Annotated in this window: 26 protein-coding genes; 5 read left to right on the top strand and 21 right to left on the bottom strand. The window is 27.7% G+C overall.

The window, feature by feature from the left end:
* The 4 genes from I2A75_RS09800 to I2A75_RS09785 all read right to left on the bottom strand — a co-directional run bounded on the left by I2A75_RS09800 (position 1) and on the right by I2A75_RS09785 (position 4,282).
* On the bottom strand, positions 1-900 hold the full coding sequence (locus I2A75_RS09800; protein ID WP_195264295.1) for a permease: 900 nt from the start codon (positions 898-900) through the stop codon (positions 1-3).
* A 9-nt stretch (positions 901-909) separates the two neighbouring features.
* Positions 910-1,533, bottom strand: coding sequence for a GTP-binding protein (locus I2A75_RS09795; protein WP_195264294.1), 624 nt, complete (start codon positions 1,531-1,533; stop codon positions 910-912).
* A gap of 9 nt (positions 1,534-1,542) precedes the next feature.
* On the bottom strand, positions 1,543-2,484 hold the full coding sequence (locus tag I2A75_RS09790; RefSeq protein ID WP_195264293.1) for a GTP-binding protein: 942 nt from the start codon (positions 2,482-2,484) through the stop codon (positions 1,543-1,545).
* Between the two features lie 172 nt (positions 2,485-2,656).
* Positions 2,657-4,282 (bottom strand): cell shape-determining protein, encoded by a 1,626-nt coding sequence (locus I2A75_RS09785; protein WP_195264292.1) that lies wholly within the window; start codon positions 4,280-4,282, stop codon positions 2,657-2,659.
* Between the two features lie 306 nt (positions 4,283-4,588).
* On the opposite strand from I2A75_RS09785, the gene I2A75_RS09780 reads away from it, so the two are divergent.
* Positions 4,589-5,212, top strand: coding sequence for a DUF975 family protein (locus I2A75_RS09780; RefSeq protein WP_195264291.1), 624 nt, complete (start codon positions 4,589-4,591; stop codon positions 5,210-5,212).
* Between the two features lie 309 nt (positions 5,213-5,521).
* Here I2A75_RS09780 and deoC read toward each other — a convergent pair whose 3' ends face one another.
* The 4 genes from deoC to I2A75_RS09760 all read right to left on the bottom strand — a co-directional run bounded on the left by deoC (position 5,522) and on the right by I2A75_RS09760 (position 9,281).
* Positions 5,522-6,196: a deoxyribose-phosphate aldolase gene (gene deoC, locus I2A75_RS09775; protein WP_195264290.1), complete on the bottom strand. Its 675-nt coding sequence runs from the start codon at positions 6,194-6,196 to the stop codon at positions 5,522-5,524.
* Positions 6,197-6,308: 112 nt separating this feature from the next.
* Positions 6,309-7,355 carry a DNA polymerase IV gene (locus I2A75_RS09770; protein ID WP_195264289.1) on the bottom strand — a complete coding sequence of 349 codons (1,047 nt, stop codon included), beginning with the start codon at positions 7,353-7,355 and terminating at the stop codon, positions 6,309-6,311.
* Between the two features lie 11 nt (positions 7,356-7,366).
* The gene (locus I2A75_RS09765) at positions 7,367-8,317 is read right to left on the bottom strand and encodes a DUF4003 family protein (protein ID WP_195264288.1); all 951 of its coding nucleotides are present in this window, start codon (positions 8,315-8,317) and stop codon (positions 7,367-7,369) included.
* Positions 8,318-8,495: 178 nt separating this feature from the next.
* The gene (locus tag I2A75_RS09760) at positions 8,496-9,281 is read right to left on the bottom strand and encodes a hypothetical protein (RefSeq protein ID WP_195264287.1); all 786 of its coding nucleotides are present in this window, start codon (positions 9,279-9,281) and stop codon (positions 8,496-8,498) included.
* A gap of 160 nt (positions 9,282-9,441) precedes the next feature.
* Between I2A75_RS09760 and I2A75_RS09755 the strand changes: the two genes are divergently transcribed.
* Complete coding sequence (locus I2A75_RS09755) at positions 9,442-10,146, top strand: hypothetical protein (RefSeq protein WP_195264286.1); 705 nt, start codon at positions 9,442-9,444, stop codon at positions 10,144-10,146.
* A 197-nt stretch (positions 10,147-10,343) separates the two neighbouring features.
* Here I2A75_RS09755 and I2A75_RS09750 read toward each other — a convergent pair whose 3' ends face one another.
* Positions 10,344-10,619 (bottom strand): hypothetical protein, encoded by a 276-nt coding sequence (locus I2A75_RS09750; protein ID WP_195264285.1) that lies wholly within the window; start codon positions 10,617-10,619, stop codon positions 10,344-10,346.
* A 165-nt stretch (positions 10,620-10,784) separates the two neighbouring features.
* Here I2A75_RS09750 and I2A75_RS09745 point away from each other — a divergent pair, with 165 nt between their 5' ends.
* The gene (locus I2A75_RS09745; protein WP_195264284.1) at positions 10,785-11,306 is read left to right on the top strand and encodes a ferritin family protein; all 522 of its coding nucleotides are present in this window, start codon (positions 10,785-10,787) and stop codon (positions 11,304-11,306) included.
* Positions 11,307-11,412: 106 nt separating this feature from the next.
* Complete coding sequence (locus I2A75_RS09740) at positions 11,413-11,829, top strand: hypothetical protein (RefSeq protein ID WP_008678112.1); 417 nt, start codon at positions 11,413-11,415, stop codon at positions 11,827-11,829.
* A 39-nt stretch (positions 11,830-11,868) separates the two neighbouring features.
* On the opposite strand, the gene I2A75_RS09735 is transcribed toward I2A75_RS09740, so the two are convergent.
* The 8 genes from I2A75_RS09735 to I2A75_RS09700 form a co-directional block, all read right to left on the bottom strand.
* Entirely contained in the window at positions 11,869-12,606 is a 738-nt protein-coding gene (locus I2A75_RS09735; RefSeq protein WP_195264283.1) for an amino acid ABC transporter ATP-binding protein, read from the bottom strand.
* A gap of 12 nt (positions 12,607-12,618) precedes the next feature.
* Positions 12,619-14,067, bottom strand: a complete 1,449-nt coding sequence (locus tag I2A75_RS09730; protein WP_257443060.1) for an ABC transporter permease subunit — start codon at positions 14,065-14,067, stop codon at positions 12,619-12,621.
* Positions 14,068-14,095: 28 nt separating this feature from the next.
* A complete protein-coding gene (gene thiI / locus I2A75_RS09725) occupies positions 14,096-15,250 on the bottom strand; it encodes a tRNA uracil 4-sulfurtransferase ThiI (RefSeq protein ID WP_195264282.1) in 1,155 nt (384 codons plus the stop codon).
* Positions 15,247-16,392 (bottom strand): cysteine desulfurase family protein, encoded by a 1,146-nt coding sequence (locus tag I2A75_RS09720; RefSeq protein WP_195264281.1) that lies wholly within the window; start codon positions 16,390-16,392, stop codon positions 15,247-15,249. Before I2A75_RS09720 ends, thiI begins: the two co-directional genes overlap by 4 nt.
* Positions 16,393-16,948: 556 nt before the next feature.
* Positions 16,949-17,386 (bottom strand): ACT domain-containing protein, encoded by a 438-nt coding sequence (locus tag I2A75_RS09715; protein ID WP_195264280.1) that lies wholly within the window; start codon positions 17,384-17,386, stop codon positions 16,949-16,951.
* Positions 17,358-18,281, bottom strand: a complete 924-nt coding sequence (gene thrB, locus I2A75_RS09710) for a homoserine kinase (protein WP_195264279.1) — start codon at positions 18,279-18,281, stop codon at positions 17,358-17,360. The genes I2A75_RS09715 and thrB overlap by 29 nt, the downstream gene beginning before the upstream one ends.
* Complete coding sequence (thrC, locus tag I2A75_RS09705) at positions 18,278-19,741, bottom strand: threonine synthase (RefSeq protein ID WP_195264278.1); 1,464 nt, start codon at positions 19,739-19,741, stop codon at positions 18,278-18,280. Before thrC ends, thrB begins: the two co-directional genes overlap by 4 nt.
* 251 nt (positions 19,742-19,992) lie before the next feature.
* On the bottom strand, positions 19,993-22,542 hold the full coding sequence (locus I2A75_RS09700; protein ID WP_195264277.1) for a calcium-translocating P-type ATPase, SERCA-type: 2,550 nt from the start codon (positions 22,540-22,542) through the stop codon (positions 19,993-19,995).
* Positions 22,543-22,769: 227 nt separating this feature from the next.
* Between I2A75_RS09700 and I2A75_RS09695 the strand changes: the two genes are divergently transcribed.
* Complete coding sequence (locus I2A75_RS09695) at positions 22,770-24,410, top strand: putative manganese-dependent inorganic diphosphatase (RefSeq protein WP_195264276.1); 1,641 nt, start codon at positions 22,770-22,772, stop codon at positions 24,408-24,410.
* Between the two features lie 246 nt (positions 24,411-24,656).
* Here the strand turns inward: I2A75_RS09695 and I2A75_RS09690 are convergent, their stop codons facing one another.
* The 4 genes from I2A75_RS09690 to I2A75_RS09675 are packed head-to-tail and all read right to left on the bottom strand — an operon-like array spanning position 24,657 to position 26,938.
* Positions 24,657-25,430 (bottom strand): flagellar hook-basal body complex protein, encoded by a 774-nt coding sequence (locus I2A75_RS09690; protein ID WP_195264275.1) that lies wholly within the window; start codon positions 25,428-25,430, stop codon positions 24,657-24,659.
* A 14-nt stretch (positions 25,431-25,444) separates the two neighbouring features.
* The gene (locus I2A75_RS09685) at positions 25,445-26,227 is read right to left on the bottom strand and encodes a flagellar hook-basal body complex protein (protein WP_195264274.1); all 783 of its coding nucleotides are present in this window, start codon (positions 26,225-26,227) and stop codon (positions 25,445-25,447) included.
* A complete protein-coding gene (locus I2A75_RS09680; protein WP_195264273.1) occupies positions 26,220-26,384 on the bottom strand; it encodes a hypothetical protein in 165 nt (54 codons plus the stop codon). The genes I2A75_RS09685 and I2A75_RS09680 overlap by 8 nt, the downstream gene beginning before the upstream one ends.
* Before the next feature lie 38 nt (positions 26,385-26,422).
* Entirely contained in the window at positions 26,423-26,938 is a 516-nt protein-coding gene (locus I2A75_RS09675) for a hypothetical protein (RefSeq protein WP_195264272.1), read from the bottom strand.
* Positions 26,939-26,965 lie beyond the last annotated feature (27 nt).

The following is a 26,965-nucleotide window of genomic DNA, read 5'->3' as shown; positions in this document are numbered from 1 at the left end:
CTATATGATTATTGTTAAACTTACCGAAAATGCTAGTACAACTAAAATAATTAAAGTAATAAGCTTAATTGTAAATCCCTTTTTAAAATATGAGCCCAATATTATAGCATTTTTTAAATCTATCATTGGTCCAAGTATTAAAAATCCTGAAATAGCTGGTAGTCCAAAATGTTCTAAAAATCCCTTTGCTATAAATGCATCTGCTTCAGAACATAAGGAAAGTAGGAATGAAAGTAGCATCATTATAATTATGGCTAAATATTTTCCACTTGCCATATTGTTAAGCATTGTATCATTAACTATAGTTATAAATATACTTGATAAAAATGATCCAAATATGTAGTACTTTAATATATTTGAAAACTCCTTATTAGCATGTTCTAAACATAATCTTATTTTTGATTTATTATAAAAATAATCTGTTACTACACAACCACAATCACATAAATTTTCATAATCATTAGTACTTTTTATAATTTCTTTTCTTTTATTTGTTAATAAATCTATTAAAATTCCTATTATTATTGCGCATAATATTCCACCAAATACTCTTATTAAAATAACTTTAATATCATTAAATGCATAAAATGTTGATGCAATAACTACAGGATTTACAATAGGTACACAAAGCATGAATACTATGGAAACACCTATTGGTACTCCTTTTTTTATTAAGCTCTTTGCAATAGGCACTATAGCACATTCACATATTGGAAGGAAAACTCCAGCAAATGCAGCAAATATTATTGAAATAAATTTATTTTTAGGAAGTATTTTTTTTACTAATTCTTCTGAAATGTACATTTGTATTACTGCTGAAATAATTGAACCAATTAATATAAAAGGTAATGCTTCTAAAATCATACTTATAAATGTATTAGCCCATTTTTCTAATCCCATACTCAATCTTTATTTTCCCTCCTTATTAAAAAGAGTTCTAATTCCCCTAGTCAATATACCTTCCCTAAAATAACTACTTTTGTTTAAATCTTCTTTTAAATTATTTATGCTTAAAGAACAAATAATCGGTGCAGTAAGATTAATACCCTCAATTATATTCATTAATCTTTCTCTTTTTTCTTTATTTATAGAATTTAAATTATTTAAAACAATTATTTTGCTTGATTGAATAAATGGTATTATTAGTTCTCCCATATTTTTTAAATAAACTTCTAAATTACTACTATCTCCTATAAAGTAATTTCCATAAAAAGTTACTTGTTCTTTAACTTTTCTATTTTTTAAAAGTTTAGCAATTATACTTAAATCATAAGTTCCATTAAATTCAATTATTATTCTATTGTATTTTTTATGTTTAATTTCATCTATCAATAAATCTTCCATATTATCACAGTTATTTAAATAAACTATTTTTACATTTTTAAATTTTTTTTCTATATTAGTAGTTCCCCTTTCTAGAAGAACCACTAATGTTTCATCATTATTACACATTTCTGTAGTTAAATAAGAATTTATAAAAGATGTTTTACCTGAACCTAAAAATCCACTTACAATTTCTAGCTTACATTTCATATTTTATCCTCATTTAAAAAGTTGCTTTAACTCTTCTTTATTTAATTTAATACCAATAAAAGAAATAACACTATTTGTATTGTCTTTTATTTCTCTAATCTCAAATTCATCTTTTACAAAATCAAATTGTCCATTACTTCCATCTAAAAGCTTAACAATTCCTTTAGCCCTTAGTACATCCCCATAACTTTTTGATGAAGATATGAACTTAAACTTTGATATTAATTCTGATTTAGATATCTTAGAATTAGGATATATTGCAAAAGTTTCAAAAACTTCATCAGCTTTTTTATGTTCTTCTAACTTTTTAGTTAATTTAGCCTTATATGAGTTGTTTCCTTTTAAATTTAAGTTTTCAGAATTATTTTGATTTAATATATCTTTTCCTTTTATCTTGTTCCAATCTTCCCTAATAATAACTGCTCGTCTATTTAGTTTTTTTATTTTAGAAACTACATCTTGAACTTCTTCATAATTTAACTTTTGAACTCTACTTAAAACTATTTTTTTAGTATTTAGTATTTGATCTTCATAAAAATCTTTAAAATTATTAATATACATATCAAATTTTTCAGGATCAATAACAGTAATTATATTGTCAACTTCTGATTTTTCTTTTAATTTTCCTTCCTTAAAAACTTTTATTATATCTGTTAATTTTGCAACCCCTGAAGGTTCAATAATTATTCTATCTGGATGATATTTTTCTATTACTTCTAATATCGCTTCCTTAAAATCACCAGTAACTTGACAGCAAATACAACCTGAATTTATTTCCTTTACTTCTATATTAGATTGTCTAAGTATAGCTGCATCAATACTTACCTCTCCAAACTCATTTTCTATAATTGCTATATTTTTTTCATATGCACCTTCAGTAATAAGCTTTTTCATAAGAAAAGTTTTTCCTGCTCCTAAAAATCCTGAATATATATCTATTTTTATCTTCATTTAACACCTCTATTAAAACTTGCTCTTATAACGTTCTAAACATTTTATGCCTTAAATTTAAGTTATATTACTTTTTTAGTAAGGAAATACTTATTAAATATAAAACTTTTTATTTTCTGATATAAATAAAAAGAGGCTATAAATTAATTTTTAATTTATAGCCTCTTTTATACTATTGATTTTGTGTGCTTTTTAAAGTAATATTTTCAAATGAATTTGTTAATATAAATTTTCCATCTCCAACTTTTATAAATTTAACTACTATCTTATCACCAACAGAGCTTAATGCTACTTCTCTTGATGTTTCTGTTGAAACTGAAAATATATTATCACTTCCTTTAATTTTTATATCATAAATACTAGTTCCATCCTTAACAACTAATCCAATTCTTTCGATTTCACCTTCTAAGCTTTCCTCACTATTACTACCCTCAAGCGAAATATTAGTGTTAGTTAATCCCTCTAAATATTTATTAAGAGTTGATTGTAATGAATCTCCAACGCCTACTATATTATAATTTTTAACATTCACCATAGCATACTGTTTAACTAATCCATTTGAATCTTTTAAAGTCATAAAATAAGTTGGTTCATTTTGTATATTTATTAAATATGGTAAGGTGGCTGTATATCCATATTGTTGAACTTTACCTTGTGCAGATTTCATACTTGCAGTTTCTGTTGCTCCTGATGTTTTATATAAGCTTGTTTCACCTGTTCTTGTATTAGTTAAAGTAAAGCCTACTAATCCTTCATCATTTCCTACCGATGTTACTCCCGTAAAATAATAACATTCATCATTATTAAATATTAAGTTCATTCCATCTGTAGACTTTAACTTATCTTTATCGCTAAAGTTAAATACTCCATGAACAAGTTCTCCCCATTTATCTATATAATTTTTTATATATCTATCTGGTTGAATTCTATCTATCCATTTTGGTGCATCTTCTATTCCATAAACATTAGATTCTCCCGTCTCAGCATTTAATACAAGAACACCTATCGCTTTTGCCTCTGCTATCCCAATAGCATTATCATACCTAGTAACAACCCAATATGGATTTCCTTCATCATCTAATTCAAAAGTAAAATCAGTATGACCAGCCTTCATATCTCTAAGATAAGCTGCTCTGTGTAAATCACTAAAAAGATAAGCTGATTCTAAATATTTAATTTTAATATCTTTTCCATTTACCTCTGTTACTAATTGTACATCACTTTCGTTTGTTGCACTTACCTTTATATAACCTGTAGTTCCTTCTCTATTAGTAAACCATTTAAATAATGAGGAATGTTCTAATGGGGCAACATAATAAAGTTGTCCATTCACACTTTGCAATGTTAAATCTCCAATAGTTACTTGGCTACCTAAGCTAGGTATTTCCCCTAATTTCTTATCAGCTAATTTATATGCAACTTCTTTATCTATAGTTGGTAACTGTTTTAAATCTATGTGTTCAATTTCACTACTAAATTCAACACCTTCCACATCACCAAGTAATCCTCTATGGGCCTTATAGCTCACTATAGGGCTAAATACTACTAATGATATAATATAAATTGCAGCAACTATTACTGCAGCTAGTCCATATTTCTTATTTAATGTAAAAAAAGCATAAGTTGCTGTTACTACAACAAATACTCCTGCAATATAAAATGAACTCAATGTAAAATCTAGTATTAAACTACTATTAAAAGCTAAAAATATTCCAACTATAATATAAGCTGTTAATAGCCATCCTAAATATTTAAAAAATGATCCTTTTTTTGGTGTAATGTTTCTTATATTCTCCATTTTCCATCCTCCAGTATTTATTCTACCGTATTATATAGTATATATTACATTATAATATAATAGTTGTAAATATATTTCTAAAGAAAATTTCTATCTTATTTAAAACTATAAAATTATTTCATATATTATTTTTCATGTTTTATTTGCAAAGATATTAATTATTTAATACTAAAACATTATTTATTATTGTATAGTTAGTTCAATAATCCATATAATTTTTTTTTAAAACTTATTATTTTTTCACAGGAATTATTCTATATAATTTAAAATATAATATAATAACAAAACAAGTTTTAGAGGTGTGCTATGAATAGAGCTGAATTAAAATCTAAAGCAAAGGAACAATTAAAAGGCCGCTGGGGATTAGCAATAATCACTGCACTTGTTGCAAGTTTAATTGTTGACACTACTAGCATGACAAAAGGTCTGGACTATGTAATTGAAGTTTCAGACAATTTAACTTTAACATTAAACTTAATTTCGTTTATTTTTGGTGGCGTTATTTCTGTCGGATTGAGTAAATTTCTTTTAAACCTTACAACTAATAAAGAAAATCCTAAATTTGCAGATTTATTTTCACAATTTAGAATATTTTTCAAGGCACTTGGACTATATATTTTAATGGGATTTGCCATATTTCTAGCTACATTATTTCTTATTATTCCTGGTATTATAGTAGCTATAATGTATTCACAAGCCTTTTTTATTTTAGCTGAAGATCCTGATAAGGGAATTGTAGAATGTTTAAGAGAAAGTTCAAAGCTTATGTACGGTTATAAATGGAATTTCTTTGTATTAGAGCTTTCATTTATTGGCTGGTGGTTATTAGCAGTATTGACTTTAGGTATAGGTGCTTTATGGGTTAATCCTTATCAAAAAGTTACAGAAACAAACTTCTATTTAAAACTAAAATATAATATGCAAAAATAAAGTATAAAAATAGGAGTTAATTAATTAACTCCTATTTTTATACTTTATTTACTTATTATTTACCCCATTGATTATTTGTAGCTGTCTTTTTTGCTCCATGACATCCACATTCATCAGTATGTTTCTTTTCTTCTACTTTTTTGTTTTTACAACCACATCCATTAGCCATATTAAACACCTCCTATAACTTACATCCTTATTATTTGTTTTTAGGATTAATTTAATGTTATAAAAAATGTTGAATATATGGATTAATAATTGATATAAGGTAACCTTTATTTAGATTACCTTATAATAACATATTTATAATTAGTAATTTGAATTAGATTTAGTTCCTTCACAAATTGCTATTGAAGCTGAAGCTCCTATTCTTGTAGCTCCATTTTCTATCATAGCCATTGCATCTTCTAAACTTCTAACACCACCTGAAGCCTTAACTCCAAGTTCTGGTCCTACTGTTTCTCTCATAAGCTTTATGTCACTTGCTGTAGCTCCTCCAGTACTAAATCCTGTAGATGTCTTAACAAAATCAGCTCCTGCTTCCTTTGATAATTTGCAAGCTGTTACTTTTTCTTCATCAGTTAAAAGACAAGTTTCTATAATAACTTTTGTTAAAGCTTTTCCCTTTGCAGCATTAACTACAGCTTCTATATCTTTCTTAACATATTCTAAGTTTCCTTCTTTAAGCTTTCCTATATTTATAACCATATCAACTTCTGTTGCACCTTTTTTAATAACGTCTTCTGTCTCAAAAGCTTTTACTTCTGTTGTAGTAGCTCCTAAAGGAAATCCAATAACTGTGCAAACCTTCACATCACTACCCTTTAACATATTTGCAGCCTTTTCTACCATTGCTGGATTAATACAAACTGATGCAAAATTATACTCTAATGCTTCAGTGCAAAGTTTTTCAACTTCCATTTCTGTAGCATCTGCCTTTAAGATAGTGTGATCTATCATTCTTGCTAAATCTTTTTTATTCATAAGATCTCCTCCTGTATGTTAAATTATTTTTTCTCTCAAAAATTCATTATAAATGAAAATCTCTAGTAATTAAAGAGAGTTTTTAACAAATCTTATTTTTTATAAAATTTAATTAAAATAAACGTAGTTGTTCCACCTTATTCTCTTTAAATGATGAAACCGTAACTCCTATTAATCTAACTCCTTCATTTATTTCTTCATTATCTAGTATTTCCTGACAAGTCTTAAATATATCCGCAAAATTATTAGTATAATAATTTAATGTTTTGCTTCTTGTATGATTTTGAAAGTCACTTGTTTTATATTTTACTGTGATAGTTTTTCCTTCTAAATTACCTCTTATAAGATATCTACTTATTTCATTAGAAAAATCTTTTAAATAAAGAATTAATTCTTCTTTATCATGAGTATCACTCTTTAATGTTCTTTCTTTTCCATAAGATTTCCTATCTCTTTCAACTTCCACTTCTCTATTATCAATTCCACGTATTCTATCATAGATTTCTAAACCATACTTGCCTAGATATTCTATATAAAAACTTTTTGGCATTTCATATAAATCTTTAATAGTAAATATTCCTATATTATTTAATTTTTCAACTGATTTTTTCCCAACTCCATGTATCTTAGATACTGGAAATGGTAATAAAATATCTGGAACCATTTCTTTTGTAATTATTTTTATTCCATTAGGCTTGTTCCAATCCGAAGCCAATTTTGCTAAAAATTTATTATATGATATACCTACGGAAATAGTTAATCCAATTTCTTTAAGAACTCTATTTTTTATATATCTTGCTGCTTCCATCCCATTTTTAAAACTGCTATGAGTTATGTCTAAATAGGCCTCATCTATTGAAATAGGCTGTATAATTGAAGTAACATCTCTTAAAATATCAAAAACTTGATTTGAAACTTCTTTATATCTAAAAATCCTAGTTCTTAAATATACTCCATGTGGACATAATTTTTGTGCCATAAAAATTGGCATTGCAGAATGTATTCCATATTTTCTGGCTTCATATGAACATGTTGATACTACTCCTCTTTCACTAATGCCTCCAACTATAACTGGCTTTCCCCTTAAACTCTTATTATCTAGTTGTTCAACTGATGCAAAAAAAGCATCCATATCGACATGCAAAATTAACCTTTCCATAATTTCTCCTTTTAAGCTAAGGCTTCTGCAAACATTCCTTTATTTTTTGATTTTATAAAACAATATACTCCTTGAGCTAATAACTCATCTATATAATTTCTTTTTTCATAGATAGTTGTAAATGAAAGTATTGATATTGCAATAATAGTTCTAAATCCTTTATCCATATAATATTCGTATTCACTTTCTTCCTCACAAAGCATATCTACTACATCTTCGATTAAATCAATACTTTTTCTCATATCATTATTAGATAATACACCTAGCAAAGGTAAAAATTGCTGTGCCAGTTTTATGTCTCTCTTTTCTAATTGCAACATAAACTCTATTGTTTTATACATATGACCTGAAGATCCATTTAACATAATTGCATTTGTTAATCCTTGAATGCTATTCTTGGATTTAATGTTTAAATCCGTCATATGAGTATAAATAGTTTCAATGAACTCATCAATAGTATTAACATCAATATCATTTAACGCCCATAGAGCACAAACTAAATAATCATCTTCGCCTGTAATATTATAATATTTTTCTTTTAAAAGCAGATATACAGCTTTCATTTTATTTGCTATCTTATGCTTATCTTTATTATATCCATATTTAGCTATAACAAATGAAGTTAACACTAAATAATCACATTCATTAAATCCTTGAAATTTTAAAACATCCATTACTTCATATATATCATCAATTAAATTATTTTCATGTCCTTCTTCTAACGCAATTAATAAAGATAAAATATAAAGCATGTCACCTCTAAAAGGTGAAACCCTTGATGATGTTGCTTTTATATATTTTCTTATTTCCTTTACTCTCTCAAATGGAATTTCTTTTTCATAATGGGCAAAAACTAATGATGCAAAGTGATTAATTAAATCTCCATCATTTCTAAGATCTTCCTTTGCATTTCTATAGTTCTCAATTGTCAGATTTATTCTGTCTTTGAGAAGTTTCTCCATATCTAATACTCCCTCACTTTACTTTAAGCATATTAAATTCCCCAATACTATTATACTATAAAAACTGTGTCAGTTTCATAACAAAATTATAACAATTTATAAAACATACATTAAAGAAGCCAAGGTAAGAATTCATCTTATCTTGGCTCTTAGCATTTGTCATTTGTTTATTTTATAATTAACAACAACAGAATAGTAATGCAAGAGCTGTTAATCCAAACCAGCAGTCACATCCGCAACCACCAAATCCAAATCCTCCGCATCCAAATCCGCCACCACAGCCAAATCCTCCACAGCCTCCACAACAATTGTTGAAGCATTGATTTTGAATTACACTACCCTTTCTATCAAATATGATAGTTAGTTTTATAGTATTTTCACAATCCTTTAAAAACATTTGTGGAAATTTACAGAAGAATTTTGATAGCCATGGGCTAAAAGATCTTACTATAATTACAAATTCTTGAGGTTCAAAAGATTCTCTAAAACAACAATTTATATTAACCTTTTCTAATCCTAAATTAAAATCGTTGTTAGATAATCTACTATTACAGTCTGTACTACTTATATCATTAATACTAAAATCATGAATATTAAAATCGTTGAAATTAAAATCATTGATACTTGAATCCTCGCCTTCTAAACCTTCTAAATTAAAATTATTACTAAAACCATTTAGTTCATTTCTAAAACTGTTAATAGAATTATTATTACAGCACGGATTTCTTCTTATTACTCTAATCGGAGTAGAAATTGCTAGTAAGTCATTACATGGAAGAGCTGGAGCTGATAAAATTCTACCACAATTAACAATGATTATATTTATCTTTACTCCATCACCACAGATGTTTCTTGGTAAATTTCTCCTAAGCTCTCTTCCTATGCATTCATCTGCACAAATTATTAGATTATACTCATTGCCTATACAGTCATTATTTTTTACTCTTGTTAAACATATTTTCATTTGTATTTTCCCCTTTTATCTTAAAGTTAGATAATACATAATATGTTTAACTTATACTATTGTTTACCCAATATAAATTTATTATTTTACTAATTTAGTTATATATTAAATAAACTTATTAATATAATTATATATAGCAATAATTTTGAAAGGAATAAATATGGCTGGTAAGAAATTTTCAATACTAAAATCATCAAATAACGACGTTATTGAGGAAACTACTATTACAGAAAAAAAGGATAACTATCCAATAATAGATACTGAAGTAATAGAATTTATCTCAAAAGAATTTCCTAATACATCTAAAGAAATAAGCAACTCTCTTACAAATTTAAAAAATACATTAGAAAAAACAATAGATTATATAGAAGATATATCTAGCTCAATAATAAAAAATGAACGTAACTTTAGCTTAAGTGGAAAATATAGAGACACATCCATAAGACTTCATGATATAAGTATTAGTATAGAAAAATATATACAGTGGATGAAGGGCTTAAATAACAAGGCAACGCTTGACTCTACACCTGATAATAAAGATGAAAATGAGGATTCTCTCCCCTTAGATGATGACATTAACGATAATTTTCTAGAAATTTGTAATGATTTTACTGATAAAAATCCTTTATATTTTAAACTAGATAGCTCTAAAGTAAAAGTAGATGACTGGAACGACCTTGTTATAAAAACTGCAGACATACTTATAAAAAATTATAAGAATTCAAAGGATCTATTATATTCAAACATAACTTTTCCAAATCTTAACACAAAAAAATCACCTCAAAATGATTTTAGAGACACAATAATTGAAATGCTATTAGAATATAAAATAGATTTATCTAGATATTTTATTTCAATAAACTAAATAATTTGTATAATAATTATCTTTTTGGCAACACTAATAATGGATGCATTAATTAGTGTCCTCTTAGTATTATGAAAAAAGATGAATGAATTTTTTTAATTCATTCATCTTTCTTTTTATAAGTAAGCTCTATTTTATGCTTATCAATTACTTTTTATAAAATAATATCTAATCTTAGTTTAATATTATATAAAAACTTATAAACTTCTCACATAAAACCCTTTATTATAAATTTCTTTATCATATTTTATTTCAATATCATTACATAACCTTTCATCTCTTTTAGCTATAGTAAATTTCACTTCATTTATAATTACTTCGAAATCTTCGTCTGACATAAAATCTGCATACAAATCATAAGCTGGCTTTCCACATCCAACTGCTACTACCTTTACTCTTATATGATTATAGCTGCTTTTTTCTATTTCACTTAATAATGCTTCCTTTGTACTTTCATTAAATATTATATTCATGTTTATCCTCCTTCATATTGTTCGTTAAAATAATACTATTATTTTTATTATATATATGTTTCAATTAATAATCTACATAAGAAACTTTACTATCTATGCTCTTTTGATATCACCATACAACTTCTTTTCGTATACTATAATAAAAAATAATTTAAAGGAGCTATTATGAAAAATGACTTTAGAGACTTACATGAAAATTGCTCATTAGGATTACCTTATCCTAAAATAGAGATTTCTGAGAAAAATTCCAATTATGCTAACTTAATAAAAAGAAGCTATGCTGGAAATATCTCTGAATTAACTGCAGTAACTCAATATACTTATCAAGGACTAATTGCTAATAATATAATAGGAAATATATTAAAAAAGATAGCAGAAGTTGAAATGCATCATTTAGAAATTTTAGGAGAACTCATTGTGGCTCTAGGTGAAAATCCAGACTTTTCTATAAATAAAAAAGATAAAAAATTAAACTGGAATTCTAAATTTATATGTACTTCTGATTCAATAAAAGATATGCTTTTAGAGGATATAAAAAATGAAGAAGAAGCTATAAAGCTATATAGAAAAACTGCTAACTCAATTAATGATGAAAACATAATTGCAATCCTTAATAGAATAATACTAGATGAAGAGCTCCATATAAAAATTTTAACTAATTTATATGAAATAGAAATGAGTAAATAATTAATTTAATTTTTTATTTAATTAATAATAGAATTATGTTATAATGACCTTGTTATTATAATTATTTGATTATGACAATATTTCTTAATATAAAGGAGTTTTAATTATGGGTTTCAAAGATAAAATGAGTAAATACTTTACAGATGCATATATGGAAAAATACGGTGATAGAATGACTAGTACTGCTGGTACCGTTTTATCTGTAAAAATTGAAGAAAAAAACATACTAGGTATAATAAGAAAGTTAACAGCTCATATTTTAATAAAACCAGATATGGGCAAAGGTGTAGTTAAAACTCAATATAAGGCTAGAAAATGGTTTAAAAAGCCAACTTTTATTGATGTTAAACAAGGTCATAAAGTAATCGTTATGGGAATTGAAGGTGAAAAAGGTAAGGCTGATTCAGAAGTTATTACTATTTCAAATATAGCTAATTTGACTACTAAAAAAGACTTACATCCATTTGATCACAATCAAATTAAAAAAGCAAGACAACAAGCAACAAGAATGAGAGCAAGATAATAAAAACAGCCTAAAAATTTTAGGCTGTTTTTATTTTTTTTATTTTTCTTCTATTAGTCTTAAAAATTCCCTAGTTCTATCTTTTTTAGGTTTTGTAAATATGTCTTCTGGAGCTCCCTCTTCTACTACAACCCCATTTTCCATAAATACTATTCTATCTCCAACATCCTTTGCAAATCTCATTTCATGAGTTACTATTATCATAGTCATATTTTCTTTTGCCAGATCTTTAATTACTCCTAAAACCTCTGAAACTAGTTCTGGATCTAAAGCGGAAGTTGGTTCATCAAATAATATTACCTCTGGATTTATAGCTATTGCTCTTGCTATACTTACTCTTTGTTTTTGTCCTCCAGATAAAGTTTTTGGATAAACATCTTTTTTTTCTAATAATCCAACTTTTTTTAATGCTTTAGCTGCTATATTATTTGCCTCTTCTTTATCCATTCTTTTAACTACAATTAATGCTTCTGTTACATTTTCAATAACAGTTTTATTATTAAATAAATTATAATTTTGAAAAACCATCGCTGATTTAGATCTTAAATTATGAATATCCCTTTTAGAAACTTTATCAGTTTCTACCTTTAAATCTGCAATTTGAATTTCTCCTGAAGTAGGTATTTCTAAATAGTTTAAACATCTTAAAAAGGTTGATTTTCCAGACCCTGATGGTCCAATTATTACTACTACTTCACCTTTTTTGAGTTCTAAATTTATTCCTTTTAGAATTTCATCATTTCCAAATTTCTTTTTTAAATTACTTATCTTAATCATCTTTGTCACCTCTTAGTAAACAGATAGCTTCTTTTCTATCGATTTTTGTATAACATTATAAACACTAATTGTTACCCAATAAACTATTGCAACAGCTATATAACTTTCAAAAAATCTATAGCTTGCTGCTGCACTCATTTGTGCCCTAGCTAGAGCTTCTGTTACTCCTAATGTAAATGCTAAAGAAGATCCTTTGATATTATCTACAAATACATTTCCAAGGGAAGGTACTGCAACTCTAAACATTTGCGGCATAACTATACGCTTCATTCCTTGCATCTTAGTCATCCCTACTGATAAAGCCGCTTCCATTTGTCCATTATCTATAGCATCAAATGCACCTCTTAAAGATTCTGCAATATAAGCTGATGCATTTAAAGCCAATCCTATTACAGCTGCTGTATAAGCCGTAATACCTTTTAATGATGGTATTATTTGAGGCAATCCAAAGTAAAGTAAAAATAATTGAACTAGAAGTGGAGTTCCTCTTAAAAATGATATATAAACTTCTACTAATTGCTTTAATATCTTTATATTATTAATTCTAATTAGAGCTACTATAACTCCAATTACTAAAGCAATTATCATAGATATTATTGACAAACTTAACGTAGTTTTTAAACCACTTAATATACTTATTAATAATGATTTAATATAGTTAACATTTGAACCAGTTACATCTGTTTTTAGCCATTTATTAGATATTTCAGTAAAGGTTCCATCTTCTTTCATATCATTTAAAGCTTTATTTACTTCTGCTACTAGTGTTTCATTTTCTGAATTCTTTATAAATGGGAATGCATTTTCAACAGGTTCTATTGGCTCACCTGCTAACTCTAAATCTAAATTTTTTTCATTTATTGTTACTATTGCAGAAATCTTATCTATAACTACTCCATCAATTCTACCAAGTAATAAATCTGTAAAGGCAGCATCTGTATTTTGATATGTTACAACAGAAACTTCATTGTTTACATCTTTATCTCTTATTATTTGCTCGTAGTTACTACCAAGATCAACTCCTACTTTTTTTCCTTTTAAATCTTCAAAACTATTAATTGATTTTGGATTTCCTTCTTGTACAATTATTTGCGCTCCACTATAAACATATGGATCACTAAATAAATATTTCTCTTGTCTCTCTTCTGTAACAGTAATTTGATTTGAAATAGTATTAGCCTTATTAGTATCTAATAGTCCAAACAGACCACTAAAAGATGCCGTTGTAAAATCTATATTATACCCTAATCTGTTACCTATTTCTCTCCATACATCAACATCAAATCCTTCTATCTTATCACCATTTAAAAATGTAAAAGGATAATAAGTTCCAGACATTGCAACAACTAATTTTTTCTCACTATTTAATGTTTCTTTATTATTAGTGCATCCTACCATAACTAATATTGATAGTAATACACTTATAACTAAAGATACTTTTCTCTTCACCCTTATCTTCACTTCCTTATCTTCTGTTCAAAAAGCTATATTAGTTAAATACTACAAGTTCTGTCTCTTCAATAGCTTTATTTACTAATTCGTCAATATTTAAAACTTCTTCTGATTTTCTTATTAAATCTACTCTTGGTTTTGTTTTAGGATGCTTTGGAACAAATATAGTACAACAATCTTCATATGGTAATATTGATGTTTCATATGTTCCAATTTCTCTTGCTATATCCATTATATCTGTTTTATCCATAGCTATTAATGGTCTAAATACTGGTCTATCAGCGCAATCATTACTTACCATTAATCCTTCCATAGTTTGGCTTGCTACTTGCCCAATACTTTCCCCTGATGATACTGATTGAATACCGTATTTCTCTGATAAACTACATGCAACTCTCATCATAAATCTTCTCATTATTATTGTTAATTCATCTTCTCTACAACCATTTATTATTGCCATTTGTATTTCTGTAAATGGTACTATATGCAGGTTTACTCTTTCTGTATATGTAGCTAATATTTTAGCTAAATCTTTTACCTTATCTTTAGCTCTTTCTGATGTATATGGATGGCTATGATAATATACACAATGTAATTCTACACCTCTTTTAGCCATTAAATATCCAGCAACTGGAGAATCTATACCACCTGATAACATAAGCATAGTACTACCATTAATACCATATGGTAAGCCACCTACACCTTTTATTTTATCTTTAGTTGTATATATATATGCATTTTCTCTGATTTCTACATTTACTAGACACTCTGGATTTTTAACTTTAACTTCTAATCCATTCATATGATAAACTACATAAGCCCCAACTTCTTTAGATGTTTCTAATGAATTTTTTGGGAATGCCTTATTTGCTCTATTAGTTTCAATTTTAAAGTTTTTAGGATTAGCTTCTTTAACCTTTCTTAATGCCTCTTCTTTAATAGCTTCCATATCTCTTGGAACTTCTGTTACTATACAAACCTCAGCAACACCAAAAACTTTTCTTACTCTTTCAGTAGCTTCTTCTATATTATCCGCCTTAATAAAATATCTACCTTGATCAGATATTAATGTATATTCAATTCCTTTTAACTTTTTCTTTATATTATCCCTTAATTTTTTTTCAAATTTATTTCTATTTAAGCCCTTTAAAAAAATCTCTGATGCATATTTTACTAATATTAATTTATTCATTTTCTTACTCTCCTTAAAAATGTTAATGAACTTTTTAAAACTTCTATAACTTTGTCTACTTCATCTTTAGTATTAAACCTTGAAAATGAAAATCTTATGGCACTTTCTATTTCTTTATTATTTAATCCTAAAGCCTTTATTACATAGCTTCCAGATGCTGCGCTAGTTTTTGATGTACAAGCAGATCCAGTTGCTACAAAAATATCTTTATCTTCCATTAAATGAAGTAACACTTCAGCTCTTACTCCAATAAAAGAAACATTTAATATATATGGTGTAAAACCTTCACTTAAAGGACTATTTATTCGTATATTATCTATTTCTTCTAGCCTTTTTATCATATATTCCTTTAATTCACTTACATATTTAAAGTTTTCTTTTGTATTACTAAAAGTGATTTCTGCTGCCTTATGTAAACCAACTATAGCTGGTACATTTTGAGTGCCTCCTCTAAAGCCACCTTCTTGACTTCCACCATTTATTAATGAATTTAATACTATTCCTTTTTTAATGTAACAAAATCCAATTCCCTTTGGACCATGGATTTTATGAGCAGCCACTGATAGCATGTCTATATTCATTTTCTTTACATCTATGTCTAACTTTCCATAAGATTGAACTGCATCAACGTGAAACCTTGCCCTAGAACTTCTTTCTTTAATAATCTCTCCTATGCTCTTTATATCTTGTATTGCTCCCATTTCATTATTAACATGCATTATAGAAACTAATACTGTGTCCTTGCATATGGCATTCTTTAAATCTTCTAGAGATATCTTTCCATCTTTATCTACATCTAAATATGTAACTTTAACTCCATTCTTTTCAAGTTCTTTATATGTCATTAAAACTGAATGATGCTCAAAAATAGTTGTAATAACATGATGCCCAGGCTTTACTAACCCTTTTATTATTAGATTATTTGCTTCACTTCCACCTGATGTAAAATAAATTTCATCTTTTGATGCGTTTATACTCTTCCCTAAAAATTCTCTTGCTTCAACAAGCTTCTTTTCAGATTTCATACCTATCTTATGGAGAGATGATGGGTTTCCGAAATATTCCTCCATTGCATTTACTACTTCATCTATAACCTCTTTATATGGTTTTGTTGTTGAACTGTTGTCAAAATAAATTTCCAAACTTTATCCCTCCTTATAATAATATTATTATCTTTTATTATTTCTTAAATTCACAATATGAAACTTAAGCATCCCCTTATTTTTTACGCAAAGAAATATAAACTTTATTATAAATACATTATAAACTAAAGTTTCCTATCTTTTCTTCATGTTTAAAATTACTATATCAAATTTCCCAAAATAAATAAAGGTTTAATTTTTATCACTAACTTATAAAAACAAGTAAAAAGACTATCTCGTAAAATATTACTATATCTTAGAGATAATCTTTTATTTTACTTATTATTACTTTTCATCTTTTTATACTCTATAATAAGTATTACTGTTGTTGTTAAAAGTACCATGGAAATTGATAAAAATATTTCTAACAAGACTTATGCTCCTAATAAACTACTATATAATACATTGTATATATAATATTTATAAATATTACATATTGAACTCATAAATTTAAATCATTAAAAAAAGGCTTTGTAATTGTATAAAATAAACACATTACAACAGCCCTTTGCAAGATATCAAAACTTCAATAAAGAAGCTTTAAACTTAATTAAAATTATTCCATAGCTACAAACTCTACCTTTTCAACATCATTTAATTTTGACAAATCTTCAAGTAAAGTTTTTAAGTCCCCACTAAGTGATGATATATCAATTGTTAAACTCAAGTTTGCACTTTTATTCATAGGTATTCCTTGATTTATTGTTATTATATTTCCTCCTTCTTCAGAAATATAATTTAAAATACCAGAAAGTACACCTTTATTATCTTTTATCATCATGTTGATTGTTACCTTTTGTCCCTGCTCAGTTTCGGCAAGTTCAAAAACAGCCTCTTTATATTTATAATAAACACTTCTACTAATATTAATCGTTTTAGCTGCCTCAGTAACATCTTTAACTTTTCCTTCTTTTAACAATCTCTTTGCATCCACTACCTTTTCATAAACCTCTGGCAAAACTCTTTTATCTACTACTAGAAAATTCCCCTTCATTAGTATCACCTTCAAATATAGTAGCCCCATTATTATCTATATAAAGCTCCTTAATATCCCAATTAATATTCTCATTTTTCAAGAAATCTTTTATATCTGAAAACATCTTAGTATCATTACTTTTTATTATAGACATAATTGTTGGCCCTGCACCACTTAAAAAGCATCCCAATGCACCTAGTGATATACATTTATTATAAACTAAATTATAATCTTTTATCAATGGAATTCTATATTTTTCATGAATTGCATCTTTGCAACAATATTTTAATAATTCATATTTTCCACTTACAAAACTAGAAATCATTAATGATACTCTGCTAATATTATATATAGCATCACTAATTTTAACTTCTACAGGTAAAACCTTTCTAGCCATTGCAGTTGATAATTCAAATTTCGGAATTAATGCTATAAAACTAATTCCTTCCTTTATATCTATTTTATTGTAAATAACATCTTTTTCTTCCATAACAGATACAACCATACCACCAAAAAATGCTGGAGCTATGTTATCAGGATGTCCCTCAATATCAACTCCTATTTTAAAAAGTTCTTCTATACTTAATTTATTTTTCATAATATAATTAGCGCCTAATAATCCTGCAACAATACAGCTAGAGCTTGACCCTAGTCCCCTTGAAATAGGTATATCCTCTTTAATTAATTTTATATTTAATCCTTTAGGTTTAAAATCATATTTCTCGAAACATGTATTCATAGCCTTATATACTATATTTTCTTCATTGCAAAACTCATTTTTGAATCCATCAAAATTAATTCCTTCTTCACATTCAGAAAACTCATACTCATTATATAAGTTAAAAGCTATTCCCAAAGAATCAAATCCTGGTCCTATATTTGCAGATGTTGCTGGTACTCTAACCCTTATCATATATTTTCTCCTACAAATTCCTCAAGAACTTGTCTCATATTTTCAGTGCTACAAATATTATTATGAAGAACCTCTTTCTTATCCAAATCTCTTAAATTAGTAGGAAGATTTATTCCACAATATTCATTTAGCCTTTTTATTACTTCAAAATCGTTATCCTTATTAGTATCTATTTCTAAAGCATTTGTTATGCTTCTTGGAAATTTATATGGACTTGCTGTTGAAGCAATCAAATATGGTGTTGTATCTCCCGTAGATTTAATATACTTATTTAAAACTACATAAGCTACAGCTGTATGAGTATCAATTAAATAGCCCTCTTTTTCATATAAATTCTTTATTGCTTTATATACTTCTTTTATACTCGCATGATTTCCATAAAAGTCTTTTAAAAACGCCTTACTTTCCTTACTAATACTATATACACCCTTATTCTTTAATTCTTCCATTAACGTTTTTATTTCATTCGCGTCTCGTCCACTAGCTTCGAATAAGAGTCTTTCTAAGTTTGATGAAACTAATATATCCATAGATGGAGATTCTGTTAATATAAGCTCTCTTCTTCTATCATATATTCCTTCATTAAAGAAATCAGCTAAGATTTTATTTTCATTAGATGCACATATGAACTTTGCAATAGGAAGCCCCATTTCCTTTGCATAATATGCAGCTAATATATTCCCGAAATTTCCCGTTGGAACTGCAACATTTATCTTATCCCCTAATTTTATTTTTTGCTTATTTACTAATTGAAAGTATCCATAATAGTAATACACTATTTGTGGAATTAACCTTCCAATATTAATTGAGTTTGCAGAAGAAATCCTAATACCCTCGCTTAACATCTTTTCTTTAAATTCTTCATCCCCAAATATTTCCTTTACGCCTCTTTGAGCTTCATCAAAATTCCCTTTAATTCCAACAACTTTTACATTTCTACCTTTTTGAGTTAGCATTTGCATTTTTTGTACTGAACTTACCCCATCTTTCGGATAATACACAAGTACTTTAAAACCTTCTACATCACTAAATCCTTCTAATGCTGCTTTTCCCGTATCACCTGAAGTAGCTGCCAAAATAATAATTTCATCATTTATATTTTCTTTTTCTTTTGCTAATTTCATTATTTGAGGAAGAAACAACAACGCTGCATCCTTAAATGCAGATGTTGGTCCGTGATATAATTCTAAAAATCCATTTTCCTCTACTACTTTAAATCGATCTTCATATGATTTATTTACTGCAAATTTAATTTCTTCATAAGTAAAGTCTGTAAAAAATTCTTTAATGACTTCAAAAGAAATTTCTTCATATTTAAGATTTTTTTTATTTTTTATTTTTTCATATAAATTAGGAAATTCTTCTGGAACATATAATCCACCATCACTAGAAATTCCATTTATAATTGCCTTTGAAGAAGATATATTAACTTCTCCTCCTCTAGTACTAATAAACCTCATAAAATCACCCCAAGCTTCGGTTTACCATCCTTTACCAATATATTACCATGTTCTTTATTGGAATACAAGTGTTTCTAATTTGTAAACATATATTTTTTTGCAATAAAATATAGGAGTTATAAATTACCCCTATATTTTAATTCATATTTATATATGCTTTAATCAATATACTATATAATCAATACAGTATATTACTAAATAGCCAATTTAATTATTTTATCAAAATAACAAATTGAAATCATATATATTTACTATTTTTTTGATCTTATAAATAAATACACACTATTTATTAAGAAAATTATTCCTGAGTAGAATAAAACTATAGCCCATTGTCCAAGCTTTAATGGAACGGTATTAAATATACTTGCTAAAAATGGTACATATAGTATTGCACATACCATAAGCATTGAGACAGTTACAGCTCCAACTAAATACGGATTACTAAATACCTTAATTTCAAAAATAGAATGTCTTTCTGATCTACATTCAAAAACATGTAGCAATTGTGACATAACAAGTGTTATTAATGCAAGTGTTCTACATGTAGCTAAGTCCATTCCATACAATCTTCCTGTCATAAATGAAAGTAAAGTACAAATACCAATTAGACATCCTCTCACAACAATTTTTGACCATAAGCCTCTTGCAAAAATACCTTCATTCTTTTCTCTAGGCTGTTGCATCATTATATCTTTATCAGCAGGATCCACACCAAGAGCGATTGCTGGTAAACCATCTGTTGCTAAATTAACAAATAAAATTTGTATTGGAGTAAGTGGATTCGGTAAATAAAATATTGATGCTAAGAACATGGTTAATACTTCACCTAGATTACAAGATAATAAATATCTTATAAACTTTCTTATATTATCATATATTATTCTTCCTTCTTCCACAGCAGATACTATAGTTGCAAAATTATCATCCATTAATACCATTGAAGCAGCTTCTTTAGTTACATCAGTTCCAGATATCCCCATAGCAATACCTATATCTGCTTCCTTTATTGCTGGAGCATCATTAACACCATCCCCAGTCATTGCAACTATATTGTTTTGCTTTTTAAAGGCTTTTACTATTCTAAGCTTATGATGTGGAGATACCCTTGCAAATACTCTTACATTTTTAACTTTTTTCATAAGTTCTTCATCACTAGTCTTTTCTATTTCTTCACCAGTCATAGCTTGATCATCTGTGTTGCAAATATTTATTGACTTTGCTATTGCAAGTGCAGTATTTTTGTGATCTCCTGTTATCATTACAGGTTGTATACCTGCAAGTTTACATTTAAGAACTGCATCCCTAACTTCAACTCTTGGTGGATCAATGCTTCCTGCAACGCCTAAGAATATCAAATCTTTTTCTAAACCTTCATTTTTTACTAATCCAGTTTCTTTATATGCAGCAGCTATACATCTTAAAGCTCTATTTGACATAGCTTCTATATATGATGCAACTTGCTTTTTCTTTTGAGCTGTTAAAGGCTTAATAGTTCCATTTTCTAATATGTGGGTACACCTTTCAATAACTCTTTCTGGAGCTCCCTTCATATAACAAACTTCCTTTGTTCCTTCCCTAACTATAACGCTCATCATCTTTCTTGAAGAATCAAATGGAATATCGTAAATTCTTTTTGCATTAGAAACAAAAGCTTTAAGCAAATTCACATCTTTAAAGAAAGCTTTTATTAATGCCGTTTCAGTTGGGTCCCCATGTAAAGCCTTTTCTATGTTTTTAACATTAAAATCATAATTACAATCATTACAGTAAACTAAGGCTTTCATCATAGTCGAATGGTTAGTTAACTCTTCTTTATCTAAATCATGAATTTTACCATTCATATATATCTCTTTTACTGTCATCTTATTTTGAGTTAATGTTCCAGTTTTATCTGAGCATATAACAGAAGTACAACCTAGTGTTTCTACTGCTGGCAATTTTCTTACCAAAGCATTTTTCTTTAACATTCTAGATACGCCTAATGCTAGTGCAACTGTTACAATAGCTGCTAGTCCTTCTGGAATTGCCGCAACAGCTAATGAAACTCCAAGTAAGAACATTTCTGTTATTTCATTACCTCTAAGTATTCCAAGTACTGTTACAACTGCACAAATAGTTAAGCATAGTACTACTAATATTTTACCTAGTGAATCTAATCTCTCTCTTAATGGAGATTTTTCTTCTTCAATATTATCTAAAAGATTTGCTATTTTCCCCATTTCTGTATTCATTCCAATACCATCAACAAGTAAAATTCCTCTTCCTTTTAATACTGTTGTTCCCATAAATCCTTGGTTTTTTCCTCTTTTTGAATCTTTAGATACTCCAACTGATTCTCCAGTTAAAAGAGATTCATCAATCATCATCCCCGATGCTTCAATAAATGTACCATCAGCTGGAATTCTATCTCCAGCTTCTAAGATTACTAAATCTCCTATAGTAACTTCTATTGAATTTAATACTTTCAATACCCCATCTCTAATAACTTTACAAGTTGGTGCTGCTAATTCCTTTAATGCTTCTAAGGACTTTTCTGTTCTATATTCTTGAACAAATCCCATTATTGCATTTACAACAACTATAATAAGTATCGTTATAGCATCTGCAGTATCTCCCATTAATCCAGATATTACAGTAGCAGCTATTAATACCCAAACAATAAAATCATTAAATTGAGATAAAAATATTACTACAGGTGATGTTTTTTTCTTGTGTGACAATTCATTTAACCCATAAGTGCTTTGTCTTTTCTCAGCTTCCTTTGTAGATAGACCCCTAGACATTTCTCGTTCTTGTATCACCGGTTGTCCTCCTTATAATAGTTTCTATATATTATATTTAGTAAAATCAAAGATATGATTTTTTTTAATTATTACTATGTTAATCTAATAATTTTTCATTTTTATAATTATTAATTATCGAGTTTAATTGTACAAATTTCTACACATACTTTAAATAGATAGCTTTACAAATTTAAAATATAAATATAGAATAGGTATATATGTAATTAACTAAGGAGGGTAAAAATTTGAAAGATGTAATTTATGTAACTGGACATAAGAATCCAGATTCAGATTCAATATGTGCAGCTTTTTCATATGCTGAATATAAAAATAAGACAGGCAATCTGCCTGCAATACCAGTAAGATTAGGAAATGTTAGTCAAGAAACTCAATATATTCTTGATTATTTCGGAGTTGAAGCTCCTCAATTATTAAAAACTGTAAAATTAAAAATAGAAGATTTAGAGTTTGATAGAATAACTCCAGTATCTCCTGAAATTTCATTAAAAACTGCATGGAAGATAATGAAGGATAAAAATATAAAAACTCTTCCAGTCGCTGACGAAAATGATCATTTACTTGGAGTTCTAGCTGTATCTAACTTAACTTCATGTTATATGGATATATGGGATAATAAAATTTTAGCTAAGAGTAATACTACTTTTGAAAATATTGTTGATACATTATCTGCAAAAGAAGTATTTGTAAATTATGAAAGAAAAACTTTCCCTGGAAAGATTGTTGTTTCAGCAATGAAACCAGAAAGTATGAAAGATCATATAGAAGCTGGAGATATAGCAATAGTTGGAGATAGAGAAGAAGTTCAAGATGCTTTACTTGATCTTGATATATCTTTACTAATAATAACAGGCTCTCATGCACCAACTGATGCAATAGTAGAAAAAGCTAAACAACATAACGTAAGTATTATAAGTACACCTCATGATTCATTTACAGCTTCAAGACTTATAGTTCAAAGTATTCCTGTTGGATATGTTATGATTAAAGAAAAATTAGTAACATTCTCAACTGATGACTTAGTAGAAGACGTAAAAAAAGTTATGATAGATACAAGATACAGAAGTTATCCTGTTATTTCAGAAAATGGTAAAGTACTTGGTACTGTATCAAGATATCATTTAATTTCTAACTTTAAAAAGAAAATCATTCAAGTTGACCATAATGAAAGAAGTCAATCTGTTGATGGACTTGAAGATGCAGAAATTTTAGAAATAATAGATCACCACAGAGTAGCTGATATTCAAACAAGCGGTCCACTATACTTTAGAAGTGAACCAATTGGAAGTACTTCTACTATAGTTGGTAAATGCTTCTTTGAAAATGGAATAAGACCTTCCAAGCAAGCTGCTGGACTTTTATGTGGCGCAATAATTTCAGATACACTATTATTTAGAAGTCCAACTTGTACTCCACAAGACAAGAGCATTTGCTTAAAATTAGCAGAAATAGCTGGAATAAATGTAGAAGAATTTGCTAAAGAAATGTTCAAGGCTGGAACTTCATTAAAAGGAAAAACAGTAGAACAAATCTTTAACCAAGATTTCAAGCCTTTTGGAATTGAAGATACAAGAGTTGGTATAGCTCAAGTAAATACAATGGATATTGAAGGATTTATGCCACTTAAGGATGAAATGTTAGCTTATATGAACACTAAAGCAAAAGAAGCTAACCTAGATATGGTAATGTTATTACTTACAGACATACTAAACGAAGGATCTCAAATACTAGTTGCTGGAGATAGACCAGAAATAGTAGAAAAAGCATTCAACGTTACACTAAAAGACAATACTGCATTCTTAGATGGAGTACTTTCAAGAAAGAAACAAGTAGTTCCACCAATAACTGCTGCAGTATCATCACTATAATTTAGCTAGCTAAATTACTAATGAAAGAATGAAAAAAGAAAAAGTTATGGATGAAATTCCACTGGAACTTCTAAATAGAATTAAAAAGGCTGAGAAAATCTCAGCCTTTATTTTATTCAATAATTCAGCTTATCTGAATTATAACCATAATTATTTCACTCTTTAATTATTTCACTCTTTAATTATTTCATTCTTTAATTATTCCCTTAATTCTTTCACTATTTCACTCTTTAATTCTTCCCATTTCTACCTAGCTCTCATGTTATTAATCATTCCCCACATTTCGTCTGCAGTTTTTACTCCTCTTGAGCTAAGTTCGAAGGCTCTTTGTGTTACTATCATCTCTGAAAATTCAGTTGCAATATCAACATTTGATCCTTCTAATGAACCTTGATATATATCAAAATTTGTTGTTCTTTGGACTTCTACTCCTGGTGATGGAGTAAATAAATTATCTCCTATTGATAAGAAAGCTCTATCTCCTACAGCTGTATATACTGGAATTTCAGCAACTTGTATAAAGTTTCCTTTATCTTTTATATACACTTGGCCTTTTTTATCTACTAAAAAGTTATCTTTATTAAACACAACATTATCTTCTGAGTATCCATCTAAGTAATTTAACTCTAATTTATTTCCTCTATTATCTACAAGCCTACCTCTAGAATCAATAGCTAAAGCTCCATCTCTTGTATATGATTCTTGACCATTATCAGAAATAATTTTAAAATATCCTAATCCATCTATTGATAAATCAGTACTTCTTAAAGTTTCTTGAAGCATCCCCTGTGAGTTGTCTCTAAACCATTCTGAAGTTCTTGTACCAGTCCCAATTACAGACTCCTTATCATTAAGTGGAATTCCTTTTCTATCTAAGGACTCTGTAAGTAAATCCTTAAAACCAACATCTATTTTCTTATAGCCCATAGTAGTTGAATTTGCTATATTATTTGAAATTGCATCTAACTTATCCTGATTTGCATTCATTCCTGTTCTACCAGTCCATAATGTTCTTAACATACATTCTCCCCCTACTATTTAACTGCTCCTATTTCATTTGCAGCCTTTCCTAAAGTTTCATCAATAGTTTGTACTATTTTTTGATTAGTTTCAAAATTTCTCATTGTAGTTATCATATTAACCATTTCATTAGAAATATTTACATTAGATCCTTCTAATGCACCTTGTGTAACCCATACTTGTGCATTATATATAGGATTTTCTCCTCTAAAATAGTTGTCCCCTACCTTTAGTAAATCTCCATAATCACTAAAGTCTGCAGTTGCTAAATTATGAGTTGATCTATTTCCTACATAAATATTATTATTTTGATCTAAAACAAATTTATCTCCACCAACAAATATAGGCTCAAGTTCACCTGTATTTTTATTAGTTCCAAGAACTCTATCACCATTAGTATTTATTAGATATCCATCATTTCCAACTTTAAAATTACCATCTCTTGTATATAATATTTCGTTACCATTATTGGTTTGTCTTTCTATAGTAAAGAACCCCCTACCTTCTATAGCAAAATCTGTTTGTTTATCAGTGCTTTTTATAAGTCCTTGAGTAAATGCAGTATCAACACTATCTATTTCTGATCCTAGACTTATAGTTCCTAATTTTTGTGTTACATTTTTACCATTAATTACTTTATCCCTATTTTGCATCATAACTTCATCAAAGCTTTTGATTGATAAATTATCTCCCTTAAAGCCTGTTGTATTAGCATTAGTCATATTGCTAGTAATATTGTTTTGCCTATTTTCTAGTGATATTAATCCTGACACAGCTGTATATAGACTTCTAATCATTGCTCTCATCCCCTTTAAATAGTACTTTACATTCATCATCATAGTGCATTCCAAGATCTCTAGCCTTTTCTTCTATCTTATCACTAGAAATCTCTTTATTATAGCTATATCCAAACATAAAAATCGAAGTTAATACCATTCCTATTCCTATTCCCATAAGTACTTTTCTATCTGTTAAGAAATCAAATATTACAGTTAATTTTTTAATAAACTTTTTATTAATAATACTTCCCCCTTACCTATGGATAGCTCTTCGCATATTTTTTCATCAGTTAATCCAGCTTCTAGAAGTAATTTTACTTTCTCTAACTTATCATTTTTTAAATTGTTATACGAAATATTTGACTTATTTGAAAAATTTATTTCAGATATTACATTCTCATTAAATTCGCTATTAATATGCTCTTTTTTTAAATCATTATCTAATTCTTCTACTTCAAAACTTGTTATATTTATTTTATTATCGTCTGTTATCTTAGAACTCTTAATATCAGTGATTGAAATTTTTAATTCCTCAATTTCTTTCTGCAAGTCTAAAACAGTTTCTGCTAAGTCTTTTCTTATAGCTATTATCTCTAAACCATAGTCTTTATCATTATTTGATTCTTCTCTCTCTAATATTTTATCAAATGATTTATTCTCTTTTTTTATTGCCTTAATATTTAAAATTATAAGCATAATTCCTATTAAAATTGTTAATATAGGAAGCATAATCTTTTCCCCTCTATTATGTTCAAA

This window comes from Clostridium sp. 1001275B_160808_H3 (assembly GCF_015550425.1).
GTDB lineage: Bacteria > Bacillota > Clostridia > Clostridiales > Clostridiaceae > Clostridium.
The sequence above is the reverse complement of the archived record's forward strand: the minus strand, read 5'-3'. Positions and strand labels throughout refer to the sequence as shown.